Annotated in this window: 27 protein-coding genes; 15 read left to right on the top strand and 12 right to left on the bottom strand. The window is 34.7% G+C overall.

Annotated features, from left to right (window positions below):
• Nucleotides 1-9 precede the first annotated feature (9 nt).
• From IWX80_RS02135 to dnaA, 4 genes are all read right to left on the bottom strand, one after another.
• Nucleotides 10-1137, bottom strand: a complete 1128-nt coding sequence (locus tag IWX80_RS02135; protein WP_196851978.1) for a methionine aminotransferase — start codon at nt 1135-1137, stop codon at nt 10-12.
• Nucleotides 1138-1327: 190 nt separating this feature from the next.
• Entirely contained in the window at nt 1328-2050 is a 723-nt protein-coding gene (locus IWX80_RS02130; protein ID WP_196851977.1) for an SAM-dependent methyltransferase, read from the bottom strand.
• Between the two features lie 91 nt (nt 2051-2141).
• The gene (locus IWX80_RS02125) at nt 2142-2609 is read right to left on the bottom strand and encodes a low molecular weight protein-tyrosine-phosphatase (protein ID WP_196851976.1); all 468 of its coding nucleotides are present in this window, start codon (nt 2607-2609) and stop codon (nt 2142-2144) included.
• Between the two features lie 7 nt (nt 2610-2616).
• The gene (gene dnaA, locus IWX80_RS02120) at nt 2617-4044 is read right to left on the bottom strand and encodes a chromosomal replication initiator protein DnaA (RefSeq protein WP_035674283.1); all 1428 of its coding nucleotides are present in this window, start codon (nt 4042-4044) and stop codon (nt 2617-2619) included.
• Between the two features lie 184 nt (nt 4045-4228).
• Here dnaA and IWX80_RS02115 point away from each other — a divergent pair, with 184 nt between their 5' ends.
• Nucleotides 4229-4633: an acyl-CoA thioesterase gene (locus IWX80_RS02115; RefSeq protein ID WP_113665296.1), complete on the top strand. Its 405-nt coding sequence runs from the start codon at nt 4229-4231 to the stop codon at nt 4631-4633.
• 29 nt (nt 4634-4662) lie between these two features.
• On the opposite strand, the gene IWX80_RS02110 is transcribed toward IWX80_RS02115, so the two are convergent.
• Genes IWX80_RS02110 through ribD form a run of 3 tightly spaced genes read right to left on the bottom strand, consistent with a single transcriptional unit; the run spans nt 4663 to nt 6983 of the window.
• On the bottom strand, nt 4663-5286 hold the full coding sequence (locus IWX80_RS02110) for an IMPACT family protein (RefSeq protein ID WP_196851975.1): 624 nt from the start codon (nt 5284-5286) through the stop codon (nt 4663-4665).
• Between the two features lie 58 nt (nt 5287-5344).
• Entirely contained in the window at nt 5345-5947 is a 603-nt protein-coding gene (locus IWX80_RS02105) for an HAD family hydrolase (RefSeq protein WP_196851974.1), read from the bottom strand.
• Complete coding sequence (gene ribD, locus IWX80_RS02100; RefSeq protein ID WP_196851973.1) at nt 5940-6983, bottom strand: bifunctional diaminohydroxyphosphoribosylaminopyrimidine deaminase/5-amino-6-(5-phosphoribosylamino)uracil reductase RibD; 1044 nt, start codon at nt 6981-6983, stop codon at nt 5940-5942. Before ribD ends, IWX80_RS02105 begins: the two co-directional genes overlap by 8 nt.
• A gap of 137 nt (nt 6984-7120) precedes the next feature.
• Here ribD and IWX80_RS02095 point away from each other — a divergent pair, with 137 nt between their 5' ends.
• Together IWX80_RS02095 and prmC are read left to right on the top strand one after the other, a co-directional pair.
• Nucleotides 7121-7606: a GNAT family N-acetyltransferase gene (locus IWX80_RS02095; RefSeq protein ID WP_196851972.1), complete on the top strand. Its 486-nt coding sequence runs from the start codon at nt 7121-7123 to the stop codon at nt 7604-7606.
• Between the two features lie 52 nt (nt 7607-7658).
• On the top strand, nt 7659-8513 hold the full coding sequence (prmC, locus tag IWX80_RS02090; protein WP_196851971.1) for a peptide chain release factor N(5)-glutamine methyltransferase: 855 nt from the start codon (nt 7659-7661) through the stop codon (nt 8511-8513).
• 225 nt (nt 8514-8738) lie between these two features.
• Here prmC and IWX80_RS02085 read toward each other — a convergent pair whose 3' ends face one another.
• Entirely contained in the window at nt 8739-9983 is a 1245-nt protein-coding gene (locus IWX80_RS02085; RefSeq protein WP_167400528.1) for an ABC transporter permease, read from the bottom strand.
• 342 nt (nt 9984-10325) lie between these two features.
• Here IWX80_RS02085 and hisS point away from each other — a divergent pair, with 342 nt between their 5' ends.
• From hisS to IWX80_RS02040, 9 genes are all read left to right on the top strand, one after another.
• Nucleotides 10326-11702: a histidine--tRNA ligase gene (gene hisS / locus IWX80_RS02080; RefSeq protein ID WP_196851970.1), complete on the top strand. Its 1377-nt coding sequence runs from the start codon at nt 10326-10328 to the stop codon at nt 11700-11702.
• A gap of 294 nt (nt 11703-11996) precedes the next feature.
• Nucleotides 11997-12569, top strand: coding sequence for a nucleotide exchange factor GrpE (locus IWX80_RS02075; protein ID WP_196851969.1), 573 nt, complete (start codon nt 11997-11999; stop codon nt 12567-12569).
• A gap of 78 nt (nt 12570-12647) precedes the next feature.
• Nucleotides 12648-13763, top strand: a complete 1116-nt coding sequence (dnaJ, locus tag IWX80_RS02070; RefSeq protein ID WP_091164593.1) for a molecular chaperone DnaJ — start codon at nt 12648-12650, stop codon at nt 13761-13763.
• Between the two features lie 138 nt (nt 13764-13901).
• Entirely contained in the window at nt 13902-14822 is a 921-nt protein-coding gene (locus IWX80_RS02065; RefSeq protein WP_196851968.1) for an ABC transporter ATP-binding protein, read from the top strand.
• A gap of 84 nt (nt 14823-14906) precedes the next feature.
• A complete protein-coding gene (locus IWX80_RS02060; RefSeq protein ID WP_196851967.1) occupies nt 14907-16223 on the top strand; it encodes an ABC transporter permease in 1317 nt (438 codons plus the stop codon).
• An 82-nt stretch (nt 16224-16305) separates the two neighbouring features.
• Nucleotides 16306-17469: a sigma-54-dependent transcriptional regulator gene (locus IWX80_RS02055; RefSeq protein ID WP_113665305.1), complete on the top strand. Its 1164-nt coding sequence runs from the start codon at nt 16306-16308 to the stop codon at nt 17467-17469.
• A gap of 103 nt (nt 17470-17572) precedes the next feature.
• Entirely contained in the window at nt 17573-18295 is a 723-nt protein-coding gene (locus IWX80_RS02050) for a DEAD/DEAH box helicase (RefSeq protein ID WP_196851966.1), read from the top strand.
• 16 nt (nt 18296-18311) lie between these two features.
• Entirely contained in the window at nt 18312-18530 is a 219-nt protein-coding gene (locus IWX80_RS02045; protein ID WP_113633582.1) for a DUF2007 domain-containing protein, read from the top strand.
• A gap of 24 nt (nt 18531-18554) precedes the next feature.
• A complete protein-coding gene (locus IWX80_RS02040; RefSeq protein WP_196851965.1) occupies nt 18555-19352 on the top strand; it encodes a Cof-type HAD-IIB family hydrolase in 798 nt (265 codons plus the stop codon).
• Between the two features lie 125 nt (nt 19353-19477).
• Here IWX80_RS02040 and IWX80_RS02035 read toward each other — a convergent pair whose 3' ends face one another.
• The gene (locus tag IWX80_RS02035) at nt 19478-20059 is read right to left on the bottom strand and encodes a hypothetical protein (RefSeq protein WP_196851964.1); all 582 of its coding nucleotides are present in this window, start codon (nt 20057-20059) and stop codon (nt 19478-19480) included.
• A gap of 130 nt (nt 20060-20189) precedes the next feature.
• On the opposite strand from IWX80_RS02035, the gene mtaB reads away from it, so the two are divergent.
• On the top strand, nt 20190-21518 hold the full coding sequence (gene mtaB, locus IWX80_RS02030) for a tRNA (N(6)-L-threonylcarbamoyladenosine(37)-C(2))-methylthiotransferase MtaB (RefSeq protein ID WP_196851963.1): 1329 nt from the start codon (nt 20190-20192) through the stop codon (nt 21516-21518).
• Nucleotides 21519-21660: 142 nt separating this feature from the next.
• Here mtaB and IWX80_RS02025 read toward each other — a convergent pair whose 3' ends face one another.
• Nucleotides 21661-22377 (bottom strand): 3-ketoacyl-ACP reductase, encoded by a 717-nt coding sequence (locus IWX80_RS02025; RefSeq protein ID WP_113665311.1) that lies wholly within the window; start codon nt 22375-22377, stop codon nt 21661-21663.
• Nucleotides 22378-22504: 127 nt separating this feature from the next.
• Nucleotides 22505-23341 (bottom strand): DUF6929 family protein, encoded by an 837-nt coding sequence (locus IWX80_RS02020; RefSeq protein ID WP_196851962.1) that lies wholly within the window; start codon nt 23339-23341, stop codon nt 22505-22507.
• A 151-nt stretch (nt 23342-23492) separates the two neighbouring features.
• On the opposite strand from IWX80_RS02020, the gene IWX80_RS02015 reads away from it, so the two are divergent.
• Nucleotides 23493-24371: a PPK2 family polyphosphate kinase gene (locus tag IWX80_RS02015; protein ID WP_196851961.1), complete on the top strand. Its 879-nt coding sequence runs from the start codon at nt 23493-23495 to the stop codon at nt 24369-24371.
• A 52-nt stretch (nt 24372-24423) separates the two neighbouring features.
• Here the strand turns inward: IWX80_RS02015 and IWX80_RS02010 are convergent, their stop codons facing one another.
• Nucleotides 24424-25005: a hypothetical protein gene (locus tag IWX80_RS02010; protein ID WP_196851960.1), complete on the bottom strand. Its 582-nt coding sequence runs from the start codon at nt 25003-25005 to the stop codon at nt 24424-24426.
• Nucleotides 25006-25228: 223 nt separating this feature from the next.
• Between IWX80_RS02010 and IWX80_RS02005 the strand changes: the two genes are divergently transcribed.
• A complete protein-coding gene (locus IWX80_RS02005) occupies nt 25229-26611 on the top strand; it encodes an MATE family efflux transporter (RefSeq protein ID WP_196851959.1) in 1383 nt (460 codons plus the stop codon).
• Nucleotides 26612-26628 lie beyond the last annotated feature (17 nt).

Here is a 26628-nt window from a genome sequence, read left to right as displayed (position 1 = left end):
ATTCTGATTTTAGATGGCACACAATCTTTTAGCGGCTTCTTCAAGCGTAGCATTGTCTTTGGCGAAGCAAAATCGAATTAATTTCAGGTCTTTTCCATCGGTATAAAAAGTAGAGATAGGAATTGCAGCTACGCCATGTTCTATAATGAGGCGTTTGCAAAAATCAACATCATTCTCATTTGATATAGCTGCATACGAAACCACTTGAAAATAAGTTCCTTCACAGGGCATAAGTTTGAAGCGGCTGTCTTTTAATAATTGCCTGAAATAATTCCGTTTTTCCTGATATAATTTCCCGATTTCAGAAACAGAAACAATATCTAAATATTCGCTAATGGCAACCTGACAAATGCTATTGACGCTAAAAACTAAAAATTGATGTACTTTTTTGATTTCATTCATCAAATATTCTGGTGCTACTAAATAACCAATTTTCCATCCCGTAACATGGAATGATTTTCCAAAAGAAGAAACCCTCACACAACGATTTAATAGTTTATCGCGTGTATGAGCTGAAATATGTTTCTCCTCGAAAGTGATGTATTCGTAGACTTCATCAGAAAGAAGTACGATATCCGGATATTTTTCGAGCAGTATTTCCAAGGCTTCAAAATCAGATTCTGTTAAAATTTTCCCCGTTGGATTATGCGGATTATTGATGATAATCATTTTAGTTTTTGTAGTACACGCTTTTTCGATAGTTTCCCAATTTGGAGTGTAATCATCATTCAGTGCTACCCGAACCGGATTTGCGTTGCATAATAATACGGGCGCCTCATAGCAATCATAACTTGGATCCAAGATAATCACTTCGTCATTGCTTTTTACCAAAGCTGTTATAGTGGTAAAAATGCCTTGTGTTGCTCCAGCGGTAACTAGCAATTCTGTTTCAGGCTGAATTGTTCTTTGATAAGAGTTCTGAATTAATACCGCTATTTTTGATAATAACGGTGGATAGCCAGACATTGGCGTGTATTGATGTACATTTTCTTTGGCCAGTTTGGCAACAATTGCTGTTAATCGTTCATCAATTGGAAAGTTTGGAAAACCTTGAGAAAGATTGATGGCATTATATTCAGCAGCCATTTTTGACATAACCGTAAAAATACTCGTGCTGATATTTGGAAGTTTACTCATAAAAAAAATCATTAATTCTAATTATAAAAATAGGTTTTTATAATTAGAATTAATGATTAGAACTACTGTTTTATCTTTTATTAACTCTCTTGAGTCAAAAAATTTAAAGTTTACTATTGTTGTAGCGAATTGTAAGTTCGATCATTTTTATTGATTTCGTTCTTTAATATTAATAAAAAACATTTCGAATTTACATCTTGTGAATGATGAAAATCGTGGGACGCTTGTGTAAATCGATGGTTTCTTTTTTCCAAGCCGCAATTTTTTTGGTTTTGATATATTCTGTAGGCAAGGTAATGTCCGTGGCGATGCATAAATGCGTTTCGGGATGTAAAGTTTGCACTAAATCTTCCAGTAATTTGTTGTTGCGATACGGAGTTTCGATGAAAATTTGAGACTGGTTTTTTTCAAAAGAGACTCTTTCTAACGTTTTAAAACTGGCTTTCTTTTCATCTTTTTCAATAGGTAAATAACCATGAAATGTAAAACTTTGTCCGTTCATTCCTGATGCCATCATTGCCAAAAGAATAGAAGAAGGACCAACCAAAGGAATAACTTGAATTCCTTTTTCATGGGCTAATTTTACAATTACAGCTCCAGGATCAGCCACTCCGGGACATCCCGCTTCGCTCATTAAACCCATATTGTAGCCTTCCAATAAAGGTTTTATGAAGTCTAAATGTTCTTTAGTTTCAGTGTGTTTGTTCAAAACAAAAAGCTTCAACTCGGATTGCTTCTTATCAGGATCGACTTCTTTAATAGATTTTCTTGCCGTCTTGTCATTTTCAACAATATAATAATCAATGAGGTCAATACTTCTTTTTATGGTTTGTGGCAAAACATCCATAGGATCGCAATCGCCCATTGTGGTAGGGATTAAATAGAGTTTTCCTAAAACAGCGTTTGGTTTCATAGGTGTAATTTATGTTCCTAAAAGTGATGTGTTTGTATTATGGCGTGGTCAGGATTGTGTTATAAACCCAAAGTAATTTTTCACGGAAAAATTATGCGTGCTTCGCTATTAGTTTTTTTGCAATTATCTCGCAAACTTCATCTAACATGTTGTAAACAATTTCGAAACCATTAGGTAAGCCAAAATAAGGATCTGGAACATCTACTTTTTCGTTTGGAAATAATTCATTCAAAATAAGTTCAACTTTTTCTTTTTGTTGTTGGTTTTCAGCAAGCTTAACCACATCTTCATAATTGGAATTATCCATCACGTAGATGTAATCAAAGGAGTCAAAGTCAGTTGTGCTGAATTGTCGTCCTTTTTGATTTGAAATACTGATTTTATTCTTTTTTGCAACAGCAATAGAACGTTCATCAGGTGAATGGCCAATATGCCAAGAGCCAGTTCCTGCGGAATCAACTGTGAATTTTTCTTTAGGAAGTTTTGAAGCCAAAATGCCTTCTGCCAATGGAGAACGGCAAATATTTCCCAAACAAACCATTAGAATTTTTACGGACATGATGCGTTTACAACGTTAATTTTTTATTGATATCTTCTACAAACTTTTTGAATTGTTTGTCAGTTGCCACTAAATTGTCAACAGTTTTACATGCATGTAACACCGTTGCGTGGTCGCGATCTCCAATTTGGGAACCAATATTAGCCAAAGAAGCTTTAGTAAATTTCTTTGCAAAAAACATGGCTAATTGACGAGCTTGTACTACGTGTCTTTTTCTTGTTTTTGACTGCAATGTTTCTAAATCCAATTGGAAATAATCCGAGACAATTTTTTGAATATAATCGATGGAAATTTCTCGTTTTACATTTTTCACAAACTTTTCCACAACACTTTTAGCCAATTCCAGTGTCACTTCTTTTTTATTGAAAGACGATTGCGCTATTAATGAAATGATAGCTCCTTCGAGTTCTCTAACATTGGATTTGATATTGCGGGCTACGTATTCAATAATTTCTTCAGGGATTTCAACACCATCTCTGTATAATATGTTTTTCAGGATTGAAATTCTGGTTTCATAATCCGGTTGGTGCAATTCTGCAGACAATCCCCATTTGAAACGGGATAATAAACGTTGTTCAATATCTTGCATATCAACAGGCGCCTTATCAGAAGTCAAGATTACCTGTTTGCCATTTTGATGTAAATAATTAAAGATATGGAAAAATACATCCTGAGTTCCAGATTTACCGGAAAGGAATTGTACGTCATCAATGATTAAAACATCAATTAATTGATAAAAATGAATAAAATCATTTCGGTTGTTTTTCTTAACCGAGTCTATGTATTGTTGAGTGAAAATTTCTGCAGAAATGTATAAAACCGTTTTTTCAGGATATTTGTCTTTTATTTCAACACCAATAGCATGTGCTAAGTGTGTTTTTCCAAGACCAACTCCTCCAAAAATCAACAAAGGATTAAACGAAGTTCCACCCGGTTTATTGGCAACAGCCATACCTGCAGAACGTGCTAATCTATTGGAGTCTCCTTCTAAAAAATTATCAAAACTGTAATTTGCATTTAATTGTGATTCAATTTTTAGATTTCGAATCCCCGGAATAACAAAAGGATTTTTTAATTCTGGGTTTAAGTTTTTAAATGGAGCATCAACTTCCTGCGGTTTCATAGGAACTCTATTCGCACTTGGCAACTGTTCCGTAAACGGTTGTTTATTGCCATAAGTGTTTTCCATTCTGATTTTATAAAGTAACTTAGCGTTTTTTCCAAGTTCTTTGGTAAGGGCTACTTTTAGTAATTTTACATAGTGCTCTTCCAACCATTCGTAGAAAAATTTACTTGGAACTTGAATATATAATGCGTTATCGGTAAGTTCAACTGATTTGATTGGTTCGAACCAAGTTTTGTACGCTTGGTCTTGGATGTTGTCTTTTATGAAAGACAAACAGTTTTCCCATACTGATTGAGCAGTTTTGTTCATATATTCTATAAAATTGTTTTTAATTGGTAATTGTTATCTTACTAAAAAAAAGATGTTTTGTTATTTATTATCGGGGTAACAAATATGTGAACAAATTTCTGTAAAAAAAAATATATAGGGTAATAATTTTACGAATTATTGTTGTAAGGCACCGTTCAAAGTTTAAATTTTTAATTCATAATTAATGAAAGATCATCAAATAGAAGTTAGGGTTCGATACTCCGAAACAGACCAAATGGGAGTTGTTTATCATGGGAATTATATTCCATATTTTGAAATAGGAAGGGTGGAATGGCTTAGAAACAAAGGGATTTCATATAAAAGCATGGAGGAAAGCGGTATTGCGTTGCCTATAGTTTCCATGAATATAAATTATAAAAAATCAGCTCGCTATGATGAGTTGCTGACGGTTCATACGGTTTTCAAAAGTCAGACTTCTGTGAAGATTGAATTTGATTGCGCAATTTATAATGAGTCGAATGAGTTATTAACAACAGCCCAATTTATTCTGGTTTTTGTGTCCTTAAAAACGGGTCGTCCAACGGCTCCTCCAGATTATATTTTGGAATTGTTAAAAACAATGGAATAAATTACCAAAGAGGCAATTTTGTAATGAAATTAAAGCCGATTTATTTTGATTTCAAACATCGAATTGAAAATGTCGAATATCATTTCGGCATTTTTTTTTCGTGTTTTTAGTTCAATTTTACCCATTGGAAGAGTCGTAATTTCATCTATTTCCATTTCCTGAGATACAATTTCCAGTTTTTTTTCCTTGATTACGCGCATCACTTTATTCATGTTTTTGTAATCAAAAGTGATTTCAAAATGAATATCTATTGTTTTTTCGACAATGTTGCAGCTTTCAAGAACCATTTGCGCAGTAGTTTTATAAGCCGAAATCAATCCGCCAACTCCTAATTTTACTCCACCAAATATCCGAACCACAACTATCAATACATTTGTAACCGAAAAGGACTGAATTTGTCCATAAATAGGCATTCCTGCACTATTACTTGGTTCTCCGTCATCATTTGCTCTGTAAATTATCGCATCACTGCCCATTTGGTAGGCATAACAAAAATGTCCTGCATTAGGATGCTGCTTTCGCAAAATTTCGAGGAGTGGTTTTACTTCTTCATCAGTTTTGATTGGATACGCATAACCAAAAAACTTGCTGTTTTTTTCTTTAAATAGAATTTGCTCGGATGGGATTTCAATAGTGTGGTAGGTGTCTTTCAATTTGAATACAAAAGGGAGTGAAACTTAAATGAGAATTATATCGCTGAGGTAATTGCTGTCAAATTATCTTTTTGTCCAGTAAATTGATTACATCTTCTTCTCCTACTTGTAAATTCCAAACTTCAAATCCTAATGCGAGTGCAGCATCTGTATTCTCTTTTTTATCATCCACAAATAATGTGCGTTTGGGAGCTAATTCATGGTTGTTTATCAAATGATTGAATGTTTCAGGATTTGGTTTTCTCAAGCCAAGTTCAAATGAAAAATAAACTTTTTCAAAACATTGATAAAAATCCCTGTAAAATGAAACTCCATGCGTTTGCTCGAAATTTTCGATGTGAATTGCATCCGTATTGGATAATAAGAAAAGACGGTATTTCTCAGAAAGCATTTGCAGAAATTCTAATCGATACAACGGAAAGTCAAGAAGTATCGCGTTCCAGGCGGACAATATTTCTTTTATGCTGGCAGTGGGAATGTGTTTTTGAATGCCAAAAAGAAAGTTTTCACGGGAAATTTGCCCAGTTTCAAACTGTTTATTCAAAAAATCTAGATCTTCATTCCATTCCTTTAATCCTAATTTTTCAAAAGCATTAATGGTGGCTTGCTTATCTAAATTGATAAATACATCTCCAAAATCAAATATTATAGTATTAATCATGGTTTCTAGAAATTATAAGTTCGTCAGCACAAATCAAATGTTTTTCGAACTGTTTATTAACAAGATTAGGCGCCTTGATTCCATTTTTGAATTGGACTTTTCCAATAAATATTCGTGCCTCGTCCCAAAGATTGGCATCAATAAAAGTTTGTATCGTTTGTCTTCCGCCCTCAATAATTACGGATTGAATGTTATGTTTATACAACGATTGAATAACTTGCTGCGCTACATTTTTTTCAAAATCGATTGTTTCAAAGATACTATTTTCTTTTTCAACAGCCGTTTCAAATCTGGAAAATAGGATAGTTTTAACTTGATTATCAAGGATATGATTGTCTTTTGGGATTCTGTTATTTTGGTCTAAAACCACTCGAATTGGATTGTTTCCATACCAGTCTCTGGCATCTAGTTTTGGATTGTCATCAATAACTGTTTGGGTTCCTACAAAAATAGCCTGTTCTTCCGTACGCCATTTGTGTACCAATTGTCTCGAGTAAGTATTGGTAATCCACACCGGTTTTTTTTCTAATTTTTCATTGGGTGCAATAAATCCATCTTGACTTTCGGCCCATTTCAAGATGATATAAGGCCTTTTTTTATCGTGAAAAGTAAAGAATCTTTTATTGAGTTCATGACATTCCTCTTCAAGGATGCCTACGGTGACATGTATTCCGGCTTCAATCAGTTTTTTAATCCCGTTTCCAGCTACTTTTACATTAGGATCTACTGTTCCTATGACTACATTTGGAATTTTATTTTTGATAATCAAATCACAACATGGAGGCGTTTTTCCAAAATGACTGCACGGCTCGAGGCTCACATAAATCGTGGCTTTGTTCAATAATGATTTGTCCTTTACGGAATTTACAGCATTGACTTCGGCATGTGGTTCTCCTGATTTTTTATGCCAGCCTTCGCCAATAATTCTATCGTTATAAACGATAACACTGCCTACCAAGGGATTTGGATACGTTGTTCCCAAACCATTTTTGGCTAATTCAATGCACCGTTTTATGTATTTTTCATGTATTTTCACATTACAAAAGTAGTAATTTTTGAGGTTAGCCCCAATCCCGTATCGAAACTTCGGAAGCGAGTCTGGATTTGTTTGAAACTTTTCAAAATAATAGTAAACAATTTCTATTTTTGCAGGTATAATCAGATTTTGAAAAAATGGAAAACTACATTATCAGAAAAATAAATAAAGAGGACAATACTGAAGTTGCACAATTAATTCGTGCTGTTTTTGATGAATTGGATATTCCAAAAGTAGGGACAGCTTATGAAGATCCGTATTTGGATTTAATGTATGAAGAGTACAATAAACCAAAATCCGTTTATTATGTTGTGGAGAACAACGGAAGAATTGTAGGTGTAGCCGGAATTGCTCCACTTGCAAACGAGGCGGATAGCATTTGCGAATTGCAGAAAATGTATTTCTTGCCTGAAACACGCGGAATTGGAATTGGAACTGAAATGATGGAAGTCTGTATCCAAAGTGCTCGGAATTTTGGTTTCGAAAAATGCTATTTGGAAACGATGCCATTTATGCTTGATGCACAAAAATTATACAAAAAGACAGGTTTTGAATATATTTCCGGCCCTATGGGAAGCACCGGTCATGTTAGTTGTCCCGTTTGGATGCTAAAAGAGCTTTAAGTTTTAAAAGTTGAATTGCCGAATTGATTCATAGCATCGATACCACTATAAAATGAAAATAAAAGAATACAGAAGCCAGTTTATTCAGCAACTTACACCCATTTACGATGCAGATGAGGCCGAGAGCTTTTTTTATTTGGTTCTAGAGGACAAACAGCAATTAAAAAGAATTGACTTGGCTTTACATCCTGATTTAGTTTTTTCAGAAGCTGATATTATAGTATGGAACTCGATTTTAGAACAATTGAAACAGGAGATTCCGATTCAATATCTTTTGGGAAAAACCAGTTTTTATGGTTTGGATTTTGAAGTCAATGAAAATGTTTTAATTCCAAGACCAGAGACCGAAGAATTAGTTGAATGGATTTTAGAAAGTCAAAAGTCAAAAGGAGAAAATAAAAAAATCCGTATTCTTGATATTGGAACAGGAAGTGGTTGCATCGCTATTTCATTGGCGAAGAATCTTCCAAATGCTCAGGTTTTTGCGATTGATATTTCGGAAAAAGCTTTGGCTACAGCCAAAAGAAATGCCGAAATAAATGAAGTAAACGTCACTTTTATCCACCAGAACATTCTTGAAACAGAAGATTTAGGGCAACAATTTGATGTTATTGTGTCTAATCCGCCCTATGTTAGGAATTTAGAAAAGGAGGAAATCAAGAAAAATGTTTTGAACAATGAACCGCATTTGGCACTTTTTGTAGCGGACAACGACGCATTAATTTTTTACAAAAAAATAACCGAATTAGCTCATAAAAATGGTTCTGAAAATAGTCAGTTGTATTTTGAAATCAATCAATATTTGGGAAAAGAAATGATTGATTTACTCGAAAAAATGAATTTCAAAAACATCGAATTGCGCAAGGATATTTACGGGAATGACCGCATGATTAGTTGTCATCGCTAGGAACGAAGCGAATCTTATTTAATTTTGGTTGTATACCTCTAAAATTTCTGGTTTTAGGTGGTTTGCGTGAGGGGTAGGAGCTAGTTACCTTGTAACGTGTATGACCAGACCGTATTAAGAAAATGGGCTAATTATCTATACAAGTTAATTAGCCCATTTTTTTAATAGGGTCACGCCCAAATTTTTTTCCTGAAAAATTTCATGCAATGATTTTGAACACTACTATTATTCGTAACGCAACGCTTCAATTGGATCTAATACAGCGGCTTTGATGGCAGGATATAATCCGGAAGCAATGGCTACGATGAAACTGGTGATGAAAGCTGCTATTATAGCTCCCCACGGAATTACGAATGCAAAATCCATTGCAGTTGCAATACCAAATCCAATTAGGATTCCAAAAATGATTCCCACTAATCCGCCTAATTGACCAATTAGCAATGTTTCTATGAAAAACTGAATAGCTATAGTCGTTTTTTTGGCTCCCAATGCTTTTCTGACCCCGATTTCTCGAGTACGTTCCGTTACCGAGACAATCATAATATTCATTAAAGCGATAGAAGAACCCAGAACGGTGATAATGCCTATCAACCAAGAAGCAAGTCCCAAATATTGTGTGATGCCTAAAATTCGGTTAATTAAGTCGTCACTGCGGACGATTCCAAAATTATTGTCTTCAACGGGACTTAATTTACGAACCCTGCGCATTGTGCTGTTAGCATTGTCAATGGCTTGGTCCAGCAATTCTTTTTTGCCAACCATAACACTTACCGTATAATTGATATTAGGCGCCGTAAATAAGGAACGTGCTAATTGTATCGGAATTAAAACCCGTAAATCCTGGCTGTTCCCAAAAGTTGATCCTTTCTCTTTTAACACACCAATAACCTTAAATTTAGCTCCTCTGATTGAAATTATTTTATCAATGGGATTCACATCTTTTAATAATCCTTTTTCAAAATCAGAACCTACAACACACACATAGGCATTGTTGTCAATATCGAATCCTGTAAAATTTCGTCCAGCACTGGTTTCTAAACCAGAATTAGTCATGAAAAATTCATCGACACCTACAATTGTATTTTCTGGATCCGTTTTTGAAGATTCAAATTTTACTTCAGCACCAGAAGTAGCGGTAAACGAAAGCGAAGTTTCCGTAAAAGGATATTTGTATTTGTTTTTGAAAGCTACAGCTTCAGGATACGAAACAATAGGATTTATTATTTCGCGCTCGCCTCCGCCACGATTTCTAGTCGTGTTTTCGTATTGTTTAATGTTGAAGGTATTGGCTCCCATCGATGCAAAATCGGAGGAAATTGTATTTTCAAGTGCCGAAACAACCGTAAGAATACTGACTAAAGCCGTGATTCCTATAGCGATAATCATCACCGTAAGAACCGTTCGCAACAATTGCGTTCTGATAGAACCTAGTGCAATGCGAATATTTTCTTTGAATAATTTTAACATCATATACGTTTGACACGAAAATACAATTTTTGTTACAAATTTCCTTTTCAAAAATCCTAATTTATTTTTTAGGAGCTATTTCCAGCTTTTCGCTACAACCTGTCAGTGAAAATAATTTGTTTTTAATTGCCTAAAAGGAGCTTCCTTTGGTCGCTCTTTCAGGCAAGAAAACAATGTTATTTTTCACTTCCCTATTTTTGCTGCAATCTGGGCTAGGCATCTGGTAATAAAATGATAAAATTTGTAAACAGATTTATTTTAAAAATAAGATATTTGCAAAGAATTAGAATTTGGAGTTTTTCAAGAATTCCTAAATCTAAAAATCTAAAATCCAATAATCAAAAAATGGCATCAAAACCGAGCATTCCAAAAGGAACCAGAGATTTTTCACCTGCAGAGGTGGCAAAACGTCACTATATCATTCAGATTATAAAAAGTAATTTCGAGAAATTCGGATTCCAACCCATAGAAACACCTTCATTTGAAAATTCCGAAACCCTGATGGGAAAATATGGGGAAGAAGGCGATCGTTTGATTTTCAAAATATTAAATTCCGGAGATTATTTGGTGAAAGCCAACGCCACGCACTTGGAAAATAAAGACAGCACAAAACTAACAGCGAGTATTTCTGAGAAAGCATTGCGTTACGATTTAACCGTCCCGTTTGCGCGTTACGTGGTGCAACACCAAAATGATATTGAATTTCCGTTCAAGAGATACCAAATCCAACCCGTTTGGAGGGCAGATCGTCCGCAAAAAGGACGTTTCAGAGAGTTTTTTCAATGTGATGCGGATGTGGTAGGTTCGAAATCGTTGTGGCAAGAAGTAGAATTGGTACAATTATATGATACGGTTTTTTCCACTTTGGGTTTAGAAGGTGTAACCATCAAAATCAATAACAGGAAAATATTATCCGGAATCGCGGAAGTAATCGGTGCTTCGGATAAATTGATTGATTTTACAGTAGCGCTGGACAAGCTGGATAAAATTGGCGAGGACGGCGTAAAAAAAGAAATGATCGAGAAAGGAATTTCGGAAGATGCGATTCTGAAAGTACAACCGTTGTTTAATTTCACAGGAACTATTTCGGAGAAAATAAACCAGCTTTCGGTTTTGCTTGAAGAATCACAGGAAGGAATGAAAGGAGTTGAAGAGCTGCGTTTTATTTGTGACAACGTTACGGAACTAGGATTGTCAACAGCAATTTTAGACTTGGATGTAACCTTGGCCCGAGGATTAAATTATTATACAGGTGCTATTTTTGAAGTGGCTCCACCAAAATCGGTAGCAATGGGATCCATTGGCGGCGGTGGAAGGTACGATGACTTGACCGGGATTTTCGGATTGAAAAACATGAGTGGAGTGGGAATTTCTTTTGGATTAGACCGAATTTATTTGGTTGTAGAGGAACTCAATTTATTTCCGGAAACAGTTACGGCAACTTCTAAAGCGCTTTTTATCAATTATGGTGAAAAAGAAGCTTTTTATGCGATGAAAGCGATAAAAGAATTAAGGAATTCAGGCATTAAAGTAGAAATGTATCCTGATAATGCTAAAGTGGCAAAGCAGTTTCAACATGCTGATAAAAGAGGGATTCCATTTGCAGTAATTGTAGGAGAGCAGGAATTGGCTTCGAATACTTTTTCTCTCAAAAATCTAATCACGGGCGAACAGCTTTCGTTGGATTTTGAAGGTGTAAGACATGCATTGTCAGATTCTTAATTTAAAAGCAGAAAAAAAGCTTCGTTTTGGTAAACGAAGCTTTTTTAATATAAAATAATGGTGAATTAATAATTGTTTAGAATAAAACCCTGGGTTTTTTAACTTTTAAAAGTGTTCTAAATAAAAAGTTGCAACAAAGCTAGATAAAGAATGCCAAGATAATCTTAAAATAATCTTAAAATTTTAAGTCTTTAGTAGTTATGTTGAAAAGAAAAGTCAAATCGACAAAAAGGTGACAATTTGACATTTTAAAAGAATTGGCAGTACTTTTGCAATCCAAAGAAAAGAATAAAAATGAAGTTTAAGAATATTTTTAAAAATACGAATACTATGACTACTGAAAATACAGAAATCGATCAAGAATTAGATGATGCGACATTAGAAAATAATGCCAATGGGGAGCAAATGATTATTGAGGAATTAAGTGTAGAAGAGCAATTAACGCAAGATTTAGCCAAAGAAAAAGATAAATATTTACGCTTATTTGCTGAATTCGAAAATTATAAAAGAAGAACTTCTAAAGAACGTATCGAATTATTCAAAACCGCTAATCAGGAAGTTTTATTGGCTATGTTGCCAGTTTTAGATGATTTTGACAGAGCTTTGGTTGAAATTAACAAATCGGATGACGAATTGTTGGCTAAAGGAGTGGAGCTTATTTATGAAAAACTAAAAAGTACTTTAGTTTCTAAAGGATTAGAGCAAGTTGATGTAAAAGCTGGAGACGCTTTTGATGCTGATTTTGCTGAAGCAATCACTCAGATTCCTGCGCCAAAGATGAAGGGGAAAATTGTTGATGTTCTTGAAAAAGGATACAAATTAGGAGACAAGATTATTCGTTTTCCAAAAGTTGTAATAGGGCAGTAATAGATTCGCGATTAATCGCGTATTTATATCACGCATGGATGCGCATTGCAGTGCATTTCAACAAAAGAAAAAATAAAAATGAAAAAAGATTTTTACGAAATATTAGGCATTTCAAAAAATGCTGATGCTGCTGAAATTAAAAAAGCATATAGAAAAAATGCTTTACAATATCATCCTGACAAAAATCCTGGAGACAAATCGGCAGAAGATAAATTCAAATTAGCTGCTGAAGCTTACGAAGTATTAAGTGATCCTCAGAAAAAGGCCAAATACGATCAATATGGGCATCAAGCTTTTGATGGTTCAGGCGGTTTTGGCGGAGGTGGTCATGGCGGAATGAATATGGATGACATTTTCAGTCAGTTTGGTGATATTTTCGGTGGCGGTTTTGGTGGTTTTGGAGGCGGCGGAGGCGGCGGAGTTCGTCGTGCTAAAGGAAGCAACCTTCGTATCAAAGTAAAATTGACATTAGAAGAAATTGCCAATGGCGTTGAGAAAAAAGTAAAAGTAAAACGTAAAGTTCAAGCGCCTGGAGTTACTTATAAAACATGTTCTACATGTAATGGTCAAGGACAAGTGATGCGTGTTACGAATACCATTTTGGGAAGAATGCAATCAGCTTCTACATGTCCAACGTGTAGTGGTTCAGGCCAAATTTTAGATAAAAAACCATCAGAAGCAGATTCACAAGGAATGATTCTTGAAGATGAAACAGTTTCTATAAAAATACCTGCAGGTGTTGTTGACGGAATGCAGTTGAAAGTTTCTAATAAAGGAAACGATGCTCCGGGAAACAGTATTCCAGGAGATTTGATTGTTGCAATTGAAGAATTGGAGCATGAGTTCCTGAAACGTGAAGGAGAGAATTTGCACTACGATTTATACATCAGTTTTGCTGAAGCGGTTCTTGGAATTTCTAAAGATATCGAAGCTATAAACGGAAAAGTGAGAATTAAACTGGAAGAAGGAATTCAATCTGGTAAAATTCTAAGATTAAAAGGAAAAGGAATTCCTAGTATCAATGGGTACGGAAACGGAGATTTATTGGTGCATGTAAATGTTTGGACTCCAAAAACACTAAACAAAGAACAAAAACAGTTTTTTGAAAAAAATCTTACCGATGAGAATTTTATTCCAAATCCTGAAAAATCAGACAAGTCATTTTTTGAGAAAGTGAAAGACATGTTTTCATAATAAAAGTTGAGATACAATTTTTCGATGCTTTTTAAAATATATTCCCCATCCTTGTTAAAATAAGGATGGGTTTTTTATGTAACTATTCTAAGTATTTCGGTACTAATTATTTACTTTTACACCAATTAAAAAATGAGCATGAGTAATATTCTTGAAGTGAATAAAGTTGTCAAGCAATACGGTGATTATGTGGCGCTTAACGAGGTTTCATTAGCTGTTCCAAAAGGAAGTATCTACGGACTTTTAGGTCCAAATGGAGCCGGAAAAACATCACTTATCCGAATTATAAATCAAATTACATTGCCTGATAGTGGTGAAATTATTTTGGATGGTGAAAAATTGCAACCAAAACACGTTCAATATATAGGCTATTTACCCGAAGAAAGAGGATTGTATAACACGATGAAAGTGGGAGAACAATGCTTGTATTTGGCTCAAATGAAAGGGCTTTCTAAGGCTGAAGCCAAAAAACAACTCGAGTATTGGTTCGAAAGATTAGAAATTCAAGGCTGGTGGAACAAGAAAATCCAAGAGCTTTCTAAAGGAATGGCCCAAAAAATTCAGTTTGTAGTTTGCGTTTTGCATAAACCTAAACTGTTGATTTTTGATGAACCTTTTTCTGGTTTTGATCCAGTAAATGCCAATATTATCAAAGATGAAATTCTGGCATTGCGAGAAGAAGGAGCAACCATAATTTTCTCTACACACCGTATGGAAAGCGTTGAAGAATTATGTGATCATATCGCTTTGATACACAAATCCAATAAACTGATTGAAGGAAAATTGGATGATGTCAAAAGACAATTTAAAACCAATAGTTTTGAAGTGGGCATTTTATCGGACAATGTAGAAGGGTTAATGTATGCAATTACACAAAAATTCACTGTTGGTCCGGCTAATTTTAAATCACTGAACAACGAATTAAAATTGGAAATCCAACTCGGGAATGCCACACCAAATGAATTATTGAATATTCTCACACAACGTGGACAAGTAACACATTTTGTAGAAAAAATTCCAAGTGTCAATGATATTTTTATTCAAACAGTAACACAATAGATGGTTAGACTTCTTAGATTTTTAGAAAATCTAAAGGTTTATAATTCTAACAGTCTAAAATGTCCAATAATATAATAATCTAAAATGTCTATAATAACATTAATCATAAAAAGAGAGTTTATTGCCAAAGTGCGGAATAAATCTTTTATTGTTATGACTTTTTTAAGTCCGTTACTGTTTGTAGCAATTGCATCATTTGTGGCGTATTTAAGTTCCATGAAAGCAGAAACAAAGCGAATTGCCATTCATGACGAATCGGGAATGTTTGTAAAGGAATTTACGTCGCAGAACAATAAAAATGAGGAATACAAATACCTTGATTTGTCTCTCATAGATTTAAAATTACTCAAAGACAGTATCACAAATGAAAGCTATGAAGGATTATTGTATATCCCAAAGGCGAGTAATACTAAGGAATTCGAAAGTAAAATCCAATTTATTTCAAACAGCAGTCCCAGTATTTCATTCATTGAAAATGTTCAGGATGTAATTGCAAATAAACTGACCAAAAATAATTTAGAAAAAGCACATTTAGATACGCTGGCTATTAAAAACGCCCAGTCAAAAGTGAATATTAGCTTGACAAAAGCATCTGGTGAAGAAAGTGTCAAAGGACTTAACGAAATCAAAATCGGGATTGGTGGCGCATTTGGGTATCTTATTATGATGTTCATAATCATCTACGGAAACATGGTGATGCGAAGTGTCATTGAAGAAAAAACCAGCCGAATAGTAGAAATCATAATTTCCTCCGTGAAACCATTTGAGTTGATGATGGGAAAAATCATAGGAACTTCATTAGCAGGATTGTTGCAATTCCTTATTTGGGCAATAATCGGACTATCATTAATGTTTGCAGCCTCCGTATTTTTTGGAGTAAATGTGGGGCCTACAGCCAGAATTTCACCAGAAATGATGCAGACTGCACAGCAAGAAATGACCGGAACTGCCCAAATGTATATTAAGGAATTATGGAATTTACCCATTGCAAGTATCTTGATTGGATTTGTGATTTATTTCATAGGCGGTTATTTTCTGTACAGTTCCTTTTACGCGGCAATTGGCGCCGCAGTAGATAATCAAACGGATTCACAGCAATTTTTGTTGCCAATCATTATGCCGTTAATGTTGAGCGTTTACGTTGGATTTTTTACGGTTATCAATGATCCACATGGCACAGTTGCAGTTGTTTTTTCAATGATTCCGCTGACTTCTCCTATCGTAATGCTAATGCGAATTCCGTTTGGCGTACCTTTGTGGCAAATCGCCATTTCAGTAACGCTATTATTCGGAAGCTTCTTTGGCGTCGTTTGGTTTGCTGCAAAAGTGTACCGAATTGGGATACTTATGTACGGCAAAAAACCAACATGGAGTGAAATGTACCGCTGGTTGAAATATTAAATTTAGATTAGTTCGGTTATTTAGTTATTCTTTTAATCGATTAAACAAAGTACCGAATTAACGATTAAACAAATTATCAAAAATGAGTAAAATACTAATCATAGAAGATGAAGCTGCAATTCGAAGAGTACTTACAAAAATACTCTCTGAAGAAAATGACACTTATCAGGTTGAAGAAGCCGAAGATGGTGTTGCAGGTCTTGAAAAAATAAAGAATAACGATTACGACTTGGTTTTGTGTGATATCAAAATGCCAAAAATGGATGGTGTTGAGGTATTAGAAGCAGTCAAAAAAATCAAACCCGAAATTCCTATGGTAATGATTTCTGGTCATGGCGATATGGAAACGGCAATCAATACAATGCGTTTGGGAGCGTTTGATTATATTTCAAAACCACCCGATTTAAACCGATTATTGAATACGGTTCGCAATGCTTTAGACAAAAAACAACTCGTAGTTGAGAATAAAATTCTGAAGAAAAAAGTCAGCAAGAATTACGAAATGATTGGCGAAAGCGAAGCTATCAATCACATCAAAGTGATGATTGAGAAAGTAGCACAAACTGAAGCTAGAGTTTTAATCACGGGACCCAACGGAACCGGAAAAGAATTGGTTGCGCATCAATTACACGAGAAAAGCGAACGCGCTAATTTCCCTTTAATTGAAGTAAACTGTGCTGCGATTCCATCTGAATTGATTGAAAGTGAATTATTCGGTCACGTAAAGGGAGCGTTTACATCGGCGGTGAAAGATCGTGCAGGAAAATTTGAAGCGGCGGATAAAGGGACTATTTTCTTAGATGAAATTGGTGATATGAGTCTTTCGGCGCAAGCCAAAGTATTGCGTGCTTTACAGGAAAGTATGATTACCAGAGTGGGAGCGGACAAAGACATCAAAGTCGATGTTCGTGTGGTTGCAGCTACCAACAAAGATTTGAAAGTCGAAATTGCCGAAGGGCGTTTCCGGGAAGATTTGTACCATCGTTTGGCAGTGATTTTGATAAAAGTTCCGGCTTTGAATGAAAGACGAGATGATATCCCAATGTTGATTTCACATTTTGCAGACAAGATTGCTTCGGAGCAAGGAAATGCAGTCAAAAAATTCTCTTCAGCAGCGATTAATTTACTGAAGGAATACGATTGGACAGGAAATATCCGTGAATTACGAAATGTGGTGGAGCGCTTGATTATTCTTGGCGGAAGCGAAATTTCTGAGAATGATGTGAAGTTATTTGCGTCGAAATAAAATTAATTTAATGATTTAAAAATTCAATGATTTAAAGATTTGGTAATAGTTTTAATCTTTTAATCTTTTAGTCTTTTAATTTTTAATCTTTCAATCATAAAAAATGAAACTAAAAAAAATAAACGAAGAGTTACAACTAGCCTTAATTGAAAACGGTTTGACTGAAGCCAATGCGATGCAAAAAGAAACATTTTCGACACTGAAAAGTGGTTCGGATTGTATTATTATTGCACCAAAAGGAAGCGGGAAATCAACAACAATTGTGCTAAATGTAATTCAGAGATTGGCAGGCGCAACCGAAGAATCACCAAGGGCTTTGATTATTGTCGAAGACAAAGCGAAAGTATTGGAAATGGAATCGCTTTTTGAAAAATACGGAAAGAATTCTAATTTAGAAGTCTATGGTGTCCATGACAAAGGGGACATGGAATACGATAAAAATTATATCTCCAGCGGAATTGACGTTTTGATTGGGACTCCAAATAAGTTGAGTGAAATGTTTACTACGGCTGGATTTAACGTAAACCGATTGAAAATGTTTATTTTGGATGATGCTGATCCAATCTTGAAATTGCGTCATGAAACAAAAATCATGCGTATTTCGAATAGTATTGTGAGAACCCAACGTATTATTTTTTCGGAACAATTCACGGAACGAATAGAAGTTCTTGCAGAGAAAATGTTAGAGGAGCCTTATGAATTCGATTTTGATGGAGAAGATGAGGATGAAGACGATGAAGATTTTGAGGAAGAAGAAAACTTGGAGGCAGATGCAGAAGAGGATTTTGAGGAATTAGAAGGCGGTGAAGAAAACGGTACAAAATAATTAAATAAAGAGTGAAATGGGATTAATGAAAGTGTTTTCGGGAAGTGAAATTTTAGCAATGGCGTTACAAGAAAAAATTGAAGCTATTGGTGTAAATGTGGTAGTAAAAAATAATATACAATCGGCTCGATTGGGAGGATTTGGAAATTCGGATTTAGCGGTTGAATTGTTCGTTCAAGAAACCGAATTTGCAAAAGTAAACCCTGTTATTGAAGAATTCAGAATGAGTATCTAACTCATTCACAATAAAATAAATAGAATGAAATATAAAATGTTGGTTTTGGACATGGATGATACTTTGTTGAACGACGATCATACCATTTCAAACGAAAATAAAGTGATGTTGTCTAAGGCAAGAGAATTGGGTGTTCATATCGTTTTGGCTTCAGGAAGACCAACTCCGGCGATGACTGCATATGCCAAAGAATTACAATTGGATAATTCATATATGATATCGTATAATGGTGCTGTTATTACAGATTTGAAGGAAGATAAAATCATTTTTGAACAAACGTTAACCCAAGAACAAATCCATGAATTGTATGATTACAGTTTGAAAAGTAAGACACATATTATTACTTACGTAAATGGGAAAATTATAAGTGAAACGGATTCTGAATATATTGAAATCGAAAAAAATATCACAGGTTTGGAACACAATAAAGTAATTAGTTTTAAAGAAGAAGTGCAATCTTCAGCTGTAAAATGTATTTTATTGGAAGAGCCAAGTTATTTAAAAGAAGTAGAGAAAGATTTGAAAGCAGCTATGCCGCATCTTAGTGTGAGCATGTCAAAACCCTTTTTTCTTGAAGTAGCTCAAAACGGAATTGATAAAGGGGCCAGTATCAAATTTTTAGCCGAAAAATTAAATATTCTTCAAAGTGAAATTATTGCTGTAGGAAATGCAGGGAATGATTTAACCATGATTGAATATGCTGGATTGGGCGTTTGGGTTGATAATGTAGATCCTGAATTGAGAGATAAAGGAGATTTTATCGTAGCGTCAAATAATAATCACGGCGTGGCTGAGGTGGTGAGACGATTTATCTTGAATTAAGATTTGTTAAATTATAATTTAGACCATTAAGAAATTAAGGTAGTTTAAGAGCAGTTCTTAATACACTTAATTTCTTAATGGTTTTTTTGTGGATGCTATCGAGAATTTGAACTAGCTAAAGATTTTTATTTTATCTTTTTAGGAGGTTTACAACTTTTACAAAAATCAGGATATTCTTGTATTCTTTTAAGAACCTCAGTTCTAATTTCTAATAGCTTTTTCTCATTTTGTCCAAGGTCCGTTATTTTTGAAGCAATTGCATGTTCCTCAGTGTATTGTTTCTGAATGGCATCATAAAGTACTTGTAAAAAACTGGCGTCAGAAAAAGTCCCTTTTTGGTCGTAAATTTCTTTTCGCAATTTACGGGCATAGTGTTCGGATAAATCAAATTCATATTGTGCAAAATTCACTAAATAGTTTGCTGTATTATTATCAATTGCTATAATGGATGCGGCATCACGCTTGAATGTAGAATTCACTTTTGAATTAAAATTCTTGGTAAACATAAACTCAATATTGCTCATTTGGAAAGCGAAATCAAGACTTGAAGCGGTATGAATACTATTGATTTTCACATTCCCAATTTGAGTAGCGCTGGATTGAAAATCGGAAAGCTGCAGTTGGTATTTTCCATCCCATTCAATGTTGTTCTGAGCATTTATTTGAACCGCAATAAAAAGTAATGTAATTGAAATTATTTTTTTCATCTATTAGAGTGTAAATTATTGGTCAAGAAGATGCTAAGATATAGAAATTATTGATTTCATTTTCCAGAATTTAGTTCGTAAATTTGCACACTCAATTTTTTGACAACGATTTCATTAATTGAGTTATCTTATGGAAAACAGAAAAAAAGTAGCCTTTTATACCTTAGGCTGTAAACTAAACTTCTCAGAGACTTCTACAATTGCCCGTAACTTACAAGACGAAGGATTTGACCGCGTAGATTTTGAAGAAGTGGCTGATATGTACGTGATTAATACCTGTTCAGTTACTGAAAACGCTGATAAGCAGTTCAAACAAGTCGTGCGAAAAGCAATGAAATTGAATGACAAAGCCTTTGTTGCGGCCGTGGGTTGTTATGCGCAATTGAAACCGGAAGAATTAGCGAGTGTAGATGGAGTGGATTTAGTTCTTGGTGCAACTGAAAAATTTAAATTGGCAGATTATATCAATGATCTGTCTAAAAATGATTTTGGCGAAGTGCATTCCTGCGAAATTGCCGAAGCTGATTTTTACGTGGGAAGCTATTCGATAGGAGATAGAACTCGTGCTTTCTTGAAAGTACAAGATGGTTGTGATTACAAATGTACTTACTGTACTATTCCATTAGCAAGAGGGATTTCGAGAAGTGATGAATTGGAAAATGTATTGAAAAATGCTTCAGAAATTTCAAAACAAAATATCAAAGAAATTGTTCTTACCGGTGTAAATATTGGGGATTACGGAAAAGGAGAATTCGGAAATAAAAAACACGAGCATACCTTCTTAGAATTAGTTCAGGAATTAGACAAAGTAGAAGGAATCGAAAGATTACGAATTTCATCTATTGAGCCAAATTTATTGAAAAATGAAACGATAGAATTTGTATCAAAAAGTAGAACATTTGTTCCGCATTTTCACATTCCGTTGCAATCAGGGAGCAATGAAATTCTAAAGTTGATGAAACGTCGTTACCAACGTGAAGTATATACTGAAAGAGTAAACAAAATCCGGGAAGTAATGCCGCACGCTTGTATTGGTGTGGATGTGATTGTTGGTTTTCCTGGCGAAACAGATGAACATTTTCTAGAAACCTACCATTTCTTGAATGAAATGAATATTTCGTATTTACACGTATTTACGTATTCGGAACGAGATAATACTGAAGCCGCTGCAATGGAAGGAGTTGTTCCTGCTAATGTTCGAGCAAAACGCAGCAAAATGTTAAGAGGATTATCAGTGAAAAAACGTCGTGCTTTTTACGAAAGCCAATTGGGTAGTAATAGAACTGTTTTGTTCGAAAGTGAAAATAAAGAAGGATATATTCACGGTTTCACTGAAAATTATGTGAAAGTGAAAACACCTTGGAATCCAGAATTAGTAAATACGTTGCATGATATTAATTTGACGAAAATTGATGAAGATGGAAGTGTACGAATGGATTTTGTTTCGGCTTTTGTGTAAGTTTAAACTATTTCAACCATATAAGTCATCTAAGCAAAAGATTAGAAAATTATTAAGGGATTAAGTTCATTAAGTTTTATGCTTAATTTTCTTAATCCCTTAATGGTTTTAAAAACTTATATGACTTACATGGTTGAAAATTTTATGGATTCGTAGACCAAATACTACTGTTTTTGATGAAAACGCGTCGGTTTAGTTTCAGTTGCGCAATGATTAATTCGGCCATATCTTCTGCTTGCATTACGGTTTCCGGATTGCCGTCTGTCAGTTTTAATTCTTTGGCCATGTCAGTCGCAACAGTACTCGGTGTTAATGCCGTTACACGAATATTATGCTTGCGAACTTCCTGCATCAATGATTCCGTTAATCCTAAAACAGCAAATTTTGAAGCACTATAAGCGCTCGTTAACGCATTTCCGCTTAATCCTGCTGTGGAAGAAATATTGATGATATCACCTGTTTGTCTTTCGATCATATTTGGCAAAACGGCGCGAGTGACATAATATGTTCCCATTAAGTTTACCTGAATGATGCGTTCCCAATCGGTCGGTTCTAATTCTAAGAATTTTCCAAAAGCAGCTATTCCGGCATTATTGATTAAAATATCAATGGTTCCAAATTCGGCTAAAGCTTTCTCAACGGCAGCGTTTACCGAATTAATATCAGCAACATCAGCGGTTATTGCCAGTGCTTTTACTCTCAAAGAACGCACTTTTGCCGCTACACTATCGATTTCTTCTTGTGTTCTGGCAACTAGAATTATATTTACTCCTTCTTTGGCTAATGCCAAAGCGATTGCTTTTCCAATTCCTTTTCCTGCGCCAGTGATTAGGGCATTTTTATTTTTTAAATCTGTCATTTTGTATATTATTTAGGCCGATAAAGGCTTAGTTTACTGTAAAAGTAGTGCGTTTTACGGTTGAAATCTATTTTGATTTTCTATTTAATCTAAATTTAACGTTCTGTTATTTTGACTGAAATATAAATTATTTTTTGTCTAAAGTCAATTTGTAAATATCTGTTTCCAAGATTTCTGTGTCCTTGTCTTCACAGAGCAGGAATTCTATTTTTTCTTTTGAATTGGTGTATAAAGTCAGTCCTTCGAATTTATGGGTACTGCTAATTTTCTGGGTAAAATCTATTTTCATGGTTTTCAGGTTAATGCTCCCAATAAGACTTCCTAAAACTTCACCATCATCATAAGTAGATTCGGTATCTTCGGCTGTGGCCAAAAAATAAATGTTGTTGTCAACTAATATTGCATCGGTAAAACTGCTGCGTACTCCTTTTATTTTTGGGAGTTTGTATTCGTTTGATAGAATAGCAAAATCGTTAGTCAGATTTTTTCCTTCGATGGTGAAAAGGACATTCTTATTGGAACTTCCGTTGCCACGATTCAATAAAAACCAACTTTCGCCATTATAGATAGCGCCTTCGAGGTTGAAATCTTCGGATTTTATTTCTCCAAAATTTTGCATGACGGCATATAAATCGGTGAGGTCATTTGTGGCGATTATCTTTTTATCAGTAGCATTGACTTGTATCATTTTGTTTCTTTTCTCAGTAGAACCGGAACCAAAAACATACAAACTATCTCCGAAATGCGTTATGGCTTCAAAATCTGCTTTGTCTTTTTTGAGTGTGTTTTCAGTGGGGTTTTCCAGTAATGGATGGCGTTTTAAATCTTTGGAATCCATGTGGTATTCATAAAGAAAACCGCTGTTGTCCCCAATAATCAGTAGGGAATTGTCTTTATAAATGAGTCCTGATGCAGAACCAATTCCGATGATTTGAAACAGTAATTCGAGTGTGAATTTTTCCATAGTATATGTTTTGAAAAGGAGTGCCTAGCCCAGATAGCAGTGGAAATCCTTTTATTATTTTTCTTTAAAATAATAAAAGATTGAAACGAATAGCTGGAAAATGCTCCTTATAATTTGTTATATTTGAGTTTACAAAGATAAAATATTTCTTATGAAGTCTATAAATCCTGATGATTTTAAAGTGATTGGCAAAATTGAATTAGCCAAAATCCCAACGAACTTGTTTAATGGCGCCAGTGATGACGCAAAAGAGGAGAAACTGGATAAGGTTCAGGCGAAGTTGAGCGAATTGCAGGATGTGATGTACGCGCACAATCGATACGGCGTTTTGATTTGTTTGCAGGGGATGGACACCTCAGGGAAGGATAGTCTGATTCGGGAAGTTTTTGAGGAATTTAATCCGCGCGGTGTTGAGGTGCATAGTTTTAAAACACCCAATTCAACGGAGCTGGAACACGATTACTTGTGGAGACATTATTTGGCTTTGCCAGAAAAAGGGAAATTTGCAGTATTCAATAGAACGCATTATGAGAATGTTTTGGTAACACGCGTCCATCCGGAATATATTTTGAATGAAAATTTGCCTGGAATTGAAAAAGTAGAAGATATTACGCCTCAGTTTTGGCAAAACCGTTTGGAGCAAATCAATAATTTTGAAAAACACATTACGCAAAACGGAACTATTGTTTTGAAATTTTATTTTCACTTGAGTAAGGAAGAGCAACGCAAACGCTTGCTGCGAAGATTAGAAGAAGTAGAGCATCACTGGAAGTTTTCGCCTGGAGATTTGAAAGAGCGCGAGCATTGGGATGAATATATGCAGTATTATGAGGAGGCAATTAATAAAACTGCTACTGAAAATGCACCGTGGTATATTATTCCTGCTGATGATAAGGAAATGGCACGTTACGTTGTGGCCAAAATTATTTGGGAAGAAATGCAAAAATATACTGATATCAAAGAACCGCAATTAGACGAAAAAGTAAAAGCTAATTTTGAGATGTATAAAGAAATGTTGAAAAAAGAATAGACAAAAAAAATGCGCTGAATTTCAGCGCATTTTTTATGGAATTATTCGTGGATTATAGTTTGAAACCATAAGCTAAACGTACACCAACTTGTCCAACTCCTCTACCAAGAGAACCGTTACTGTTTAAACGATCAAAATGATTGTAGTGAGTATAGTTCAAAGAAATATCTATGTATTTAGTAGCATAACCTATACTTGGAGATAACAATAAAGAAGTTTTGTCTCTGGTATTGTCTACATTACTTGTAGCAAATGCTGCACCAGCTTCTCCCATTAAGTAAAATTGGTCATTCCATACGAAAGCTTTAAAACCTGCTTTTGCTGGGATAATACCTAAATCTTTTCCTTCTGTTTGACCAGGAAACGTATCAGATTTACTTACAAATAAATTAGTGTAACCCGTAGTCAACGTCAAAGAGTATCTTTTTGATAAATCATATTGTCCTCTTACATCAGCTCCTAATACCAATTTGTAAGGATCATTTACTGAATATCCAGCATTTGCTCCAAATCCTAAACGAAATCCTTGATCGTAATTTGTTGCTTTGTTTGTTTCTTGAGCTTCTACATTGCTAGCAAACATCATTGAGATTGTAAGTGCTAGTGCGAATTTAATTTTTCCTGCGATTTTCATAATTGTATTTTTTAATATTTTGTTGTTTTTAAGGGTTTTGTTTGGTTGAAAACAACGGTGCAAAAGTAAGACTCCAAGTTTTTTAAAAGTTATAGAATTAAGTTGTTTTGTTATAGAATTCCTTGTTTTGTTGAACTTCCCAAAAAAAAACAATTGTTATAAATGAAATACTATCGATACTATTGAAAGCTTCTAATTATATTTGCCCAAAAAAAGATAGAAAGTGAATTTATCAAAATACTTCAAAGAGTTTTCTTATAACATTAAATTAGCGTATCCTGTTGTTTTAGGAATGCTAGGACATACACTAATAGGTATAGTTGATAATTTCATGGTAGGCAAGTTAGGTTCTACTGAGTTGGCTGCGGTTTCGCTGGGAAATAGCTTTATATTTATTGCATTGTCTTTAGGGATAGGCTTTTCTACTGCAATAACGCCATTAGTTGCTGAGGCTGATGCCGAAAAAGACGATCAAAAAATCCGTACTACTTTTCACCACGGCTTGCTTTTATGTACGGTATTAGGAGTTGCATTATTTATATTGACAGTGCTTTCCAAACAAATTATGTATATGATGCACCAACCCAAAGAAGTGGCTGATATGGCCGCTCCATATATTGACTGGGTGGCGTTTTCATTGATTCCAGTGATTATGTATCAGGGTTACAAACAATTTGCGGATGGTTTAGCCAAAACTAAATATTCGATGTATGCTATTTTCTTGGCAAATGTGGTACACATCTTCTTTAATTATGTTTTGATTTACGGAATTTGGATTTTTCCAAAATTAGGAATTCTCGGAGCTGCATTGGGAACGGTTCTGTCCAGAATAATGATGGTGGTTTTCATGCATTACCTAATGAAACGAAACTCAGCATTGAAAAAATATTTTAAGAATTTCAGTTTTAAAGAAATCCGCAAGTCAATTTTGAAAAAAATTATTAATCTGGGTATGCCTTCAGCAATGCAAATGTTGTTTGAAGTAACGTTGTTTACCGCTGCGATTTGGCTTTCCGGTTCCTTGGGCAAAAATAGTCAGGCTGCCAATCAGATTGCACTTATTCTGGCATCCTCAACTTTTATGGTAGCTATGGGATTAAGTGTTACCGCAATGATCCGAGTGAGTCACACGAAAGGAATGAACGATTATAAAAACTTGATTGTCGTGGCAAGATCTATTTTTCTTTTGGCAATTATATTAGAAACGATCTTTGCGATAATATTTGTGGCATTTCATAATTTTTTACCGCATCTATTCTTGAATATGAGCGATTCGACTCAAATGTTGGATAACGAAGAAATCATCCTAATCACTTCAAAATTGCTATTGATTGCGGCCATTTTCCAAATTTCTGATGGAATTCAAGTGGTTGTTTTGGGAGCATTACGTGGTTTGCAAGATGTGAAAATCCCTATGTATATTACCTTTGTGGCGTATTGGGTTATTGGTTTTCCTATTTCCTATTATTTAGGAAAATATACAGAACTCAAAGCTGTTGGAATTTGGATAGGACTTTTAGCGGGATTAACAGCTGCCGCTTTATTTTTGTATATTCGCTTTGCGAGATTGACAAGAAAGTTGGTGATGCAAAACGAGAATAAATAAAATAATAAATTACTTAA

Source organism: Flavobacterium sp. CAN_S2 (genome assembly GCF_015752255.1).
Taxonomy (GTDB): Bacteria; Bacteroidota; Bacteroidia; order Flavobacteriales; family Flavobacteriaceae; genus Flavobacterium.
Note: the sequence above shows the minus strand (reverse complement) of the source record. Positions and strands in the feature narration are given on the sequence as shown.

Excerpts from the sequence above, each read along its gene's own strand:
- IWX80_RS02135 (WP_196851978.1), bottom strand. The coding sequence starts at position 1,137 with ATGAGTAAACTTCCAAATATCAGCACGAGTATTTTTACGGTTATGTCA.
- IWX80_RS02130 (WP_196851977.1), bottom strand. The coding sequence starts at position 2,050 with ATGAAACCAAACGCTGTTTTAGGAAAACTCTATTTAATCCCTACCACA.
- IWX80_RS02125 (WP_196851976.1), bottom strand. The coding sequence starts at position 2,609 with ATGTCCGTAAAAATTCTAATGGTTTGTTTGGGAAATATTTGCCGTTCT.
- dnaA (WP_035674283.1), bottom strand. The coding sequence starts at position 4,044 with ATGAACAAAACTGCTCAATCAGTATGGGAAAACTGTTTGTCTTTCATA.
- IWX80_RS02115 (WP_113665296.1), top strand. The coding sequence starts at position 4,229 with ATGAAAGATCATCAAATAGAAGTTAGGGTTCGATACTCCGAAACAGAC.
- IWX80_RS02105 (WP_196851974.1), bottom strand. The coding sequence starts at position 5,947 with ATGATTAATACTATAATATTTGATTTTGGAGATGTATTTATCAATTTA.
- IWX80_RS02095 (WP_196851972.1), top strand. The coding sequence starts at position 7,121 with ATGGAAAACTACATTATCAGAAAAATAAATAAAGAGGACAATACTGAA.
- prmC (WP_196851971.1), top strand. The coding sequence starts at position 7,659 with ATGAAAATAAAAGAATACAGAAGCCAGTTTATTCAGCAACTTACACCC.
- IWX80_RS02085 (WP_167400528.1), bottom strand. The coding sequence starts at position 9,983 with ATGATGTTAAAATTATTCAAAGAAAATATTCGCATTGCACTAGGTTCT.
- hisS (WP_196851970.1), top strand. The coding sequence starts at position 10,326 with ATGGCATCAAAACCGAGCATTCCAAAAGGAACCAGAGATTTTTCACCT.
- IWX80_RS02075 (WP_196851969.1), top strand. The coding sequence starts at position 11,997 with ATGAAGTTTAAGAATATTTTTAAAAATACGAATACTATGACTACTGAA.
- dnaJ (WP_091164593.1), top strand. The coding sequence starts at position 12,648 with ATGAAAAAAGATTTTTACGAAATATTAGGCATTTCAAAAAATGCTGAT.
- IWX80_RS02065 (WP_196851968.1), top strand. The coding sequence starts at position 13,902 with ATGAGTAATATTCTTGAAGTGAATAAAGTTGTCAAGCAATACGGTGAT.
- IWX80_RS02060 (WP_196851967.1), top strand. The coding sequence starts at position 14,907 with ATGTCTATAATAACATTAATCATAAAAAGAGAGTTTATTGCCAAAGTG.
- IWX80_RS02055 (WP_113665305.1), top strand. The coding sequence starts at position 16,306 with ATGAGTAAAATACTAATCATAGAAGATGAAGCTGCAATTCGAAGAGTA.
- IWX80_RS02050 (WP_196851966.1), top strand. The coding sequence starts at position 17,573 with ATGAAACTAAAAAAAATAAACGAAGAGTTACAACTAGCCTTAATTGAA.
- IWX80_RS02045 (WP_113633582.1), top strand. The coding sequence starts at position 18,312 with ATGGGATTAATGAAAGTGTTTTCGGGAAGTGAAATTTTAGCAATGGCG.
- IWX80_RS02040 (WP_196851965.1), top strand. The coding sequence starts at position 18,555 with ATGAAATATAAAATGTTGGTTTTGGACATGGATGATACTTTGTTGAAC.
- IWX80_RS02035 (WP_196851964.1), bottom strand. The coding sequence starts at position 20,059 with ATGAAAAAAATAATTTCAATTACATTACTTTTTATTGCGGTTCAAATA.
- mtaB (WP_196851963.1), top strand. The coding sequence starts at position 20,190 with ATGGAAAACAGAAAAAAAGTAGCCTTTTATACCTTAGGCTGTAAACTA.
- IWX80_RS02025 (WP_113665311.1), bottom strand. The coding sequence starts at position 22,377 with ATGACAGATTTAAAAAATAAAAATGCCCTAATCACTGGCGCAGGAAAA.
- IWX80_RS02020 (WP_196851962.1), bottom strand. The coding sequence starts at position 23,341 with ATGGAAAAATTCACACTCGAATTACTGTTTCAAATCATCGGAATTGGT.
- IWX80_RS02015 (WP_196851961.1), top strand. The coding sequence starts at position 23,493 with ATGAAGTCTATAAATCCTGATGATTTTAAAGTGATTGGCAAAATTGAA.
- IWX80_RS02010 (WP_196851960.1), bottom strand. The coding sequence starts at position 25,005 with ATGAAAATCGCAGGAAAAATTAAATTCGCACTAGCACTTACAATCTCA.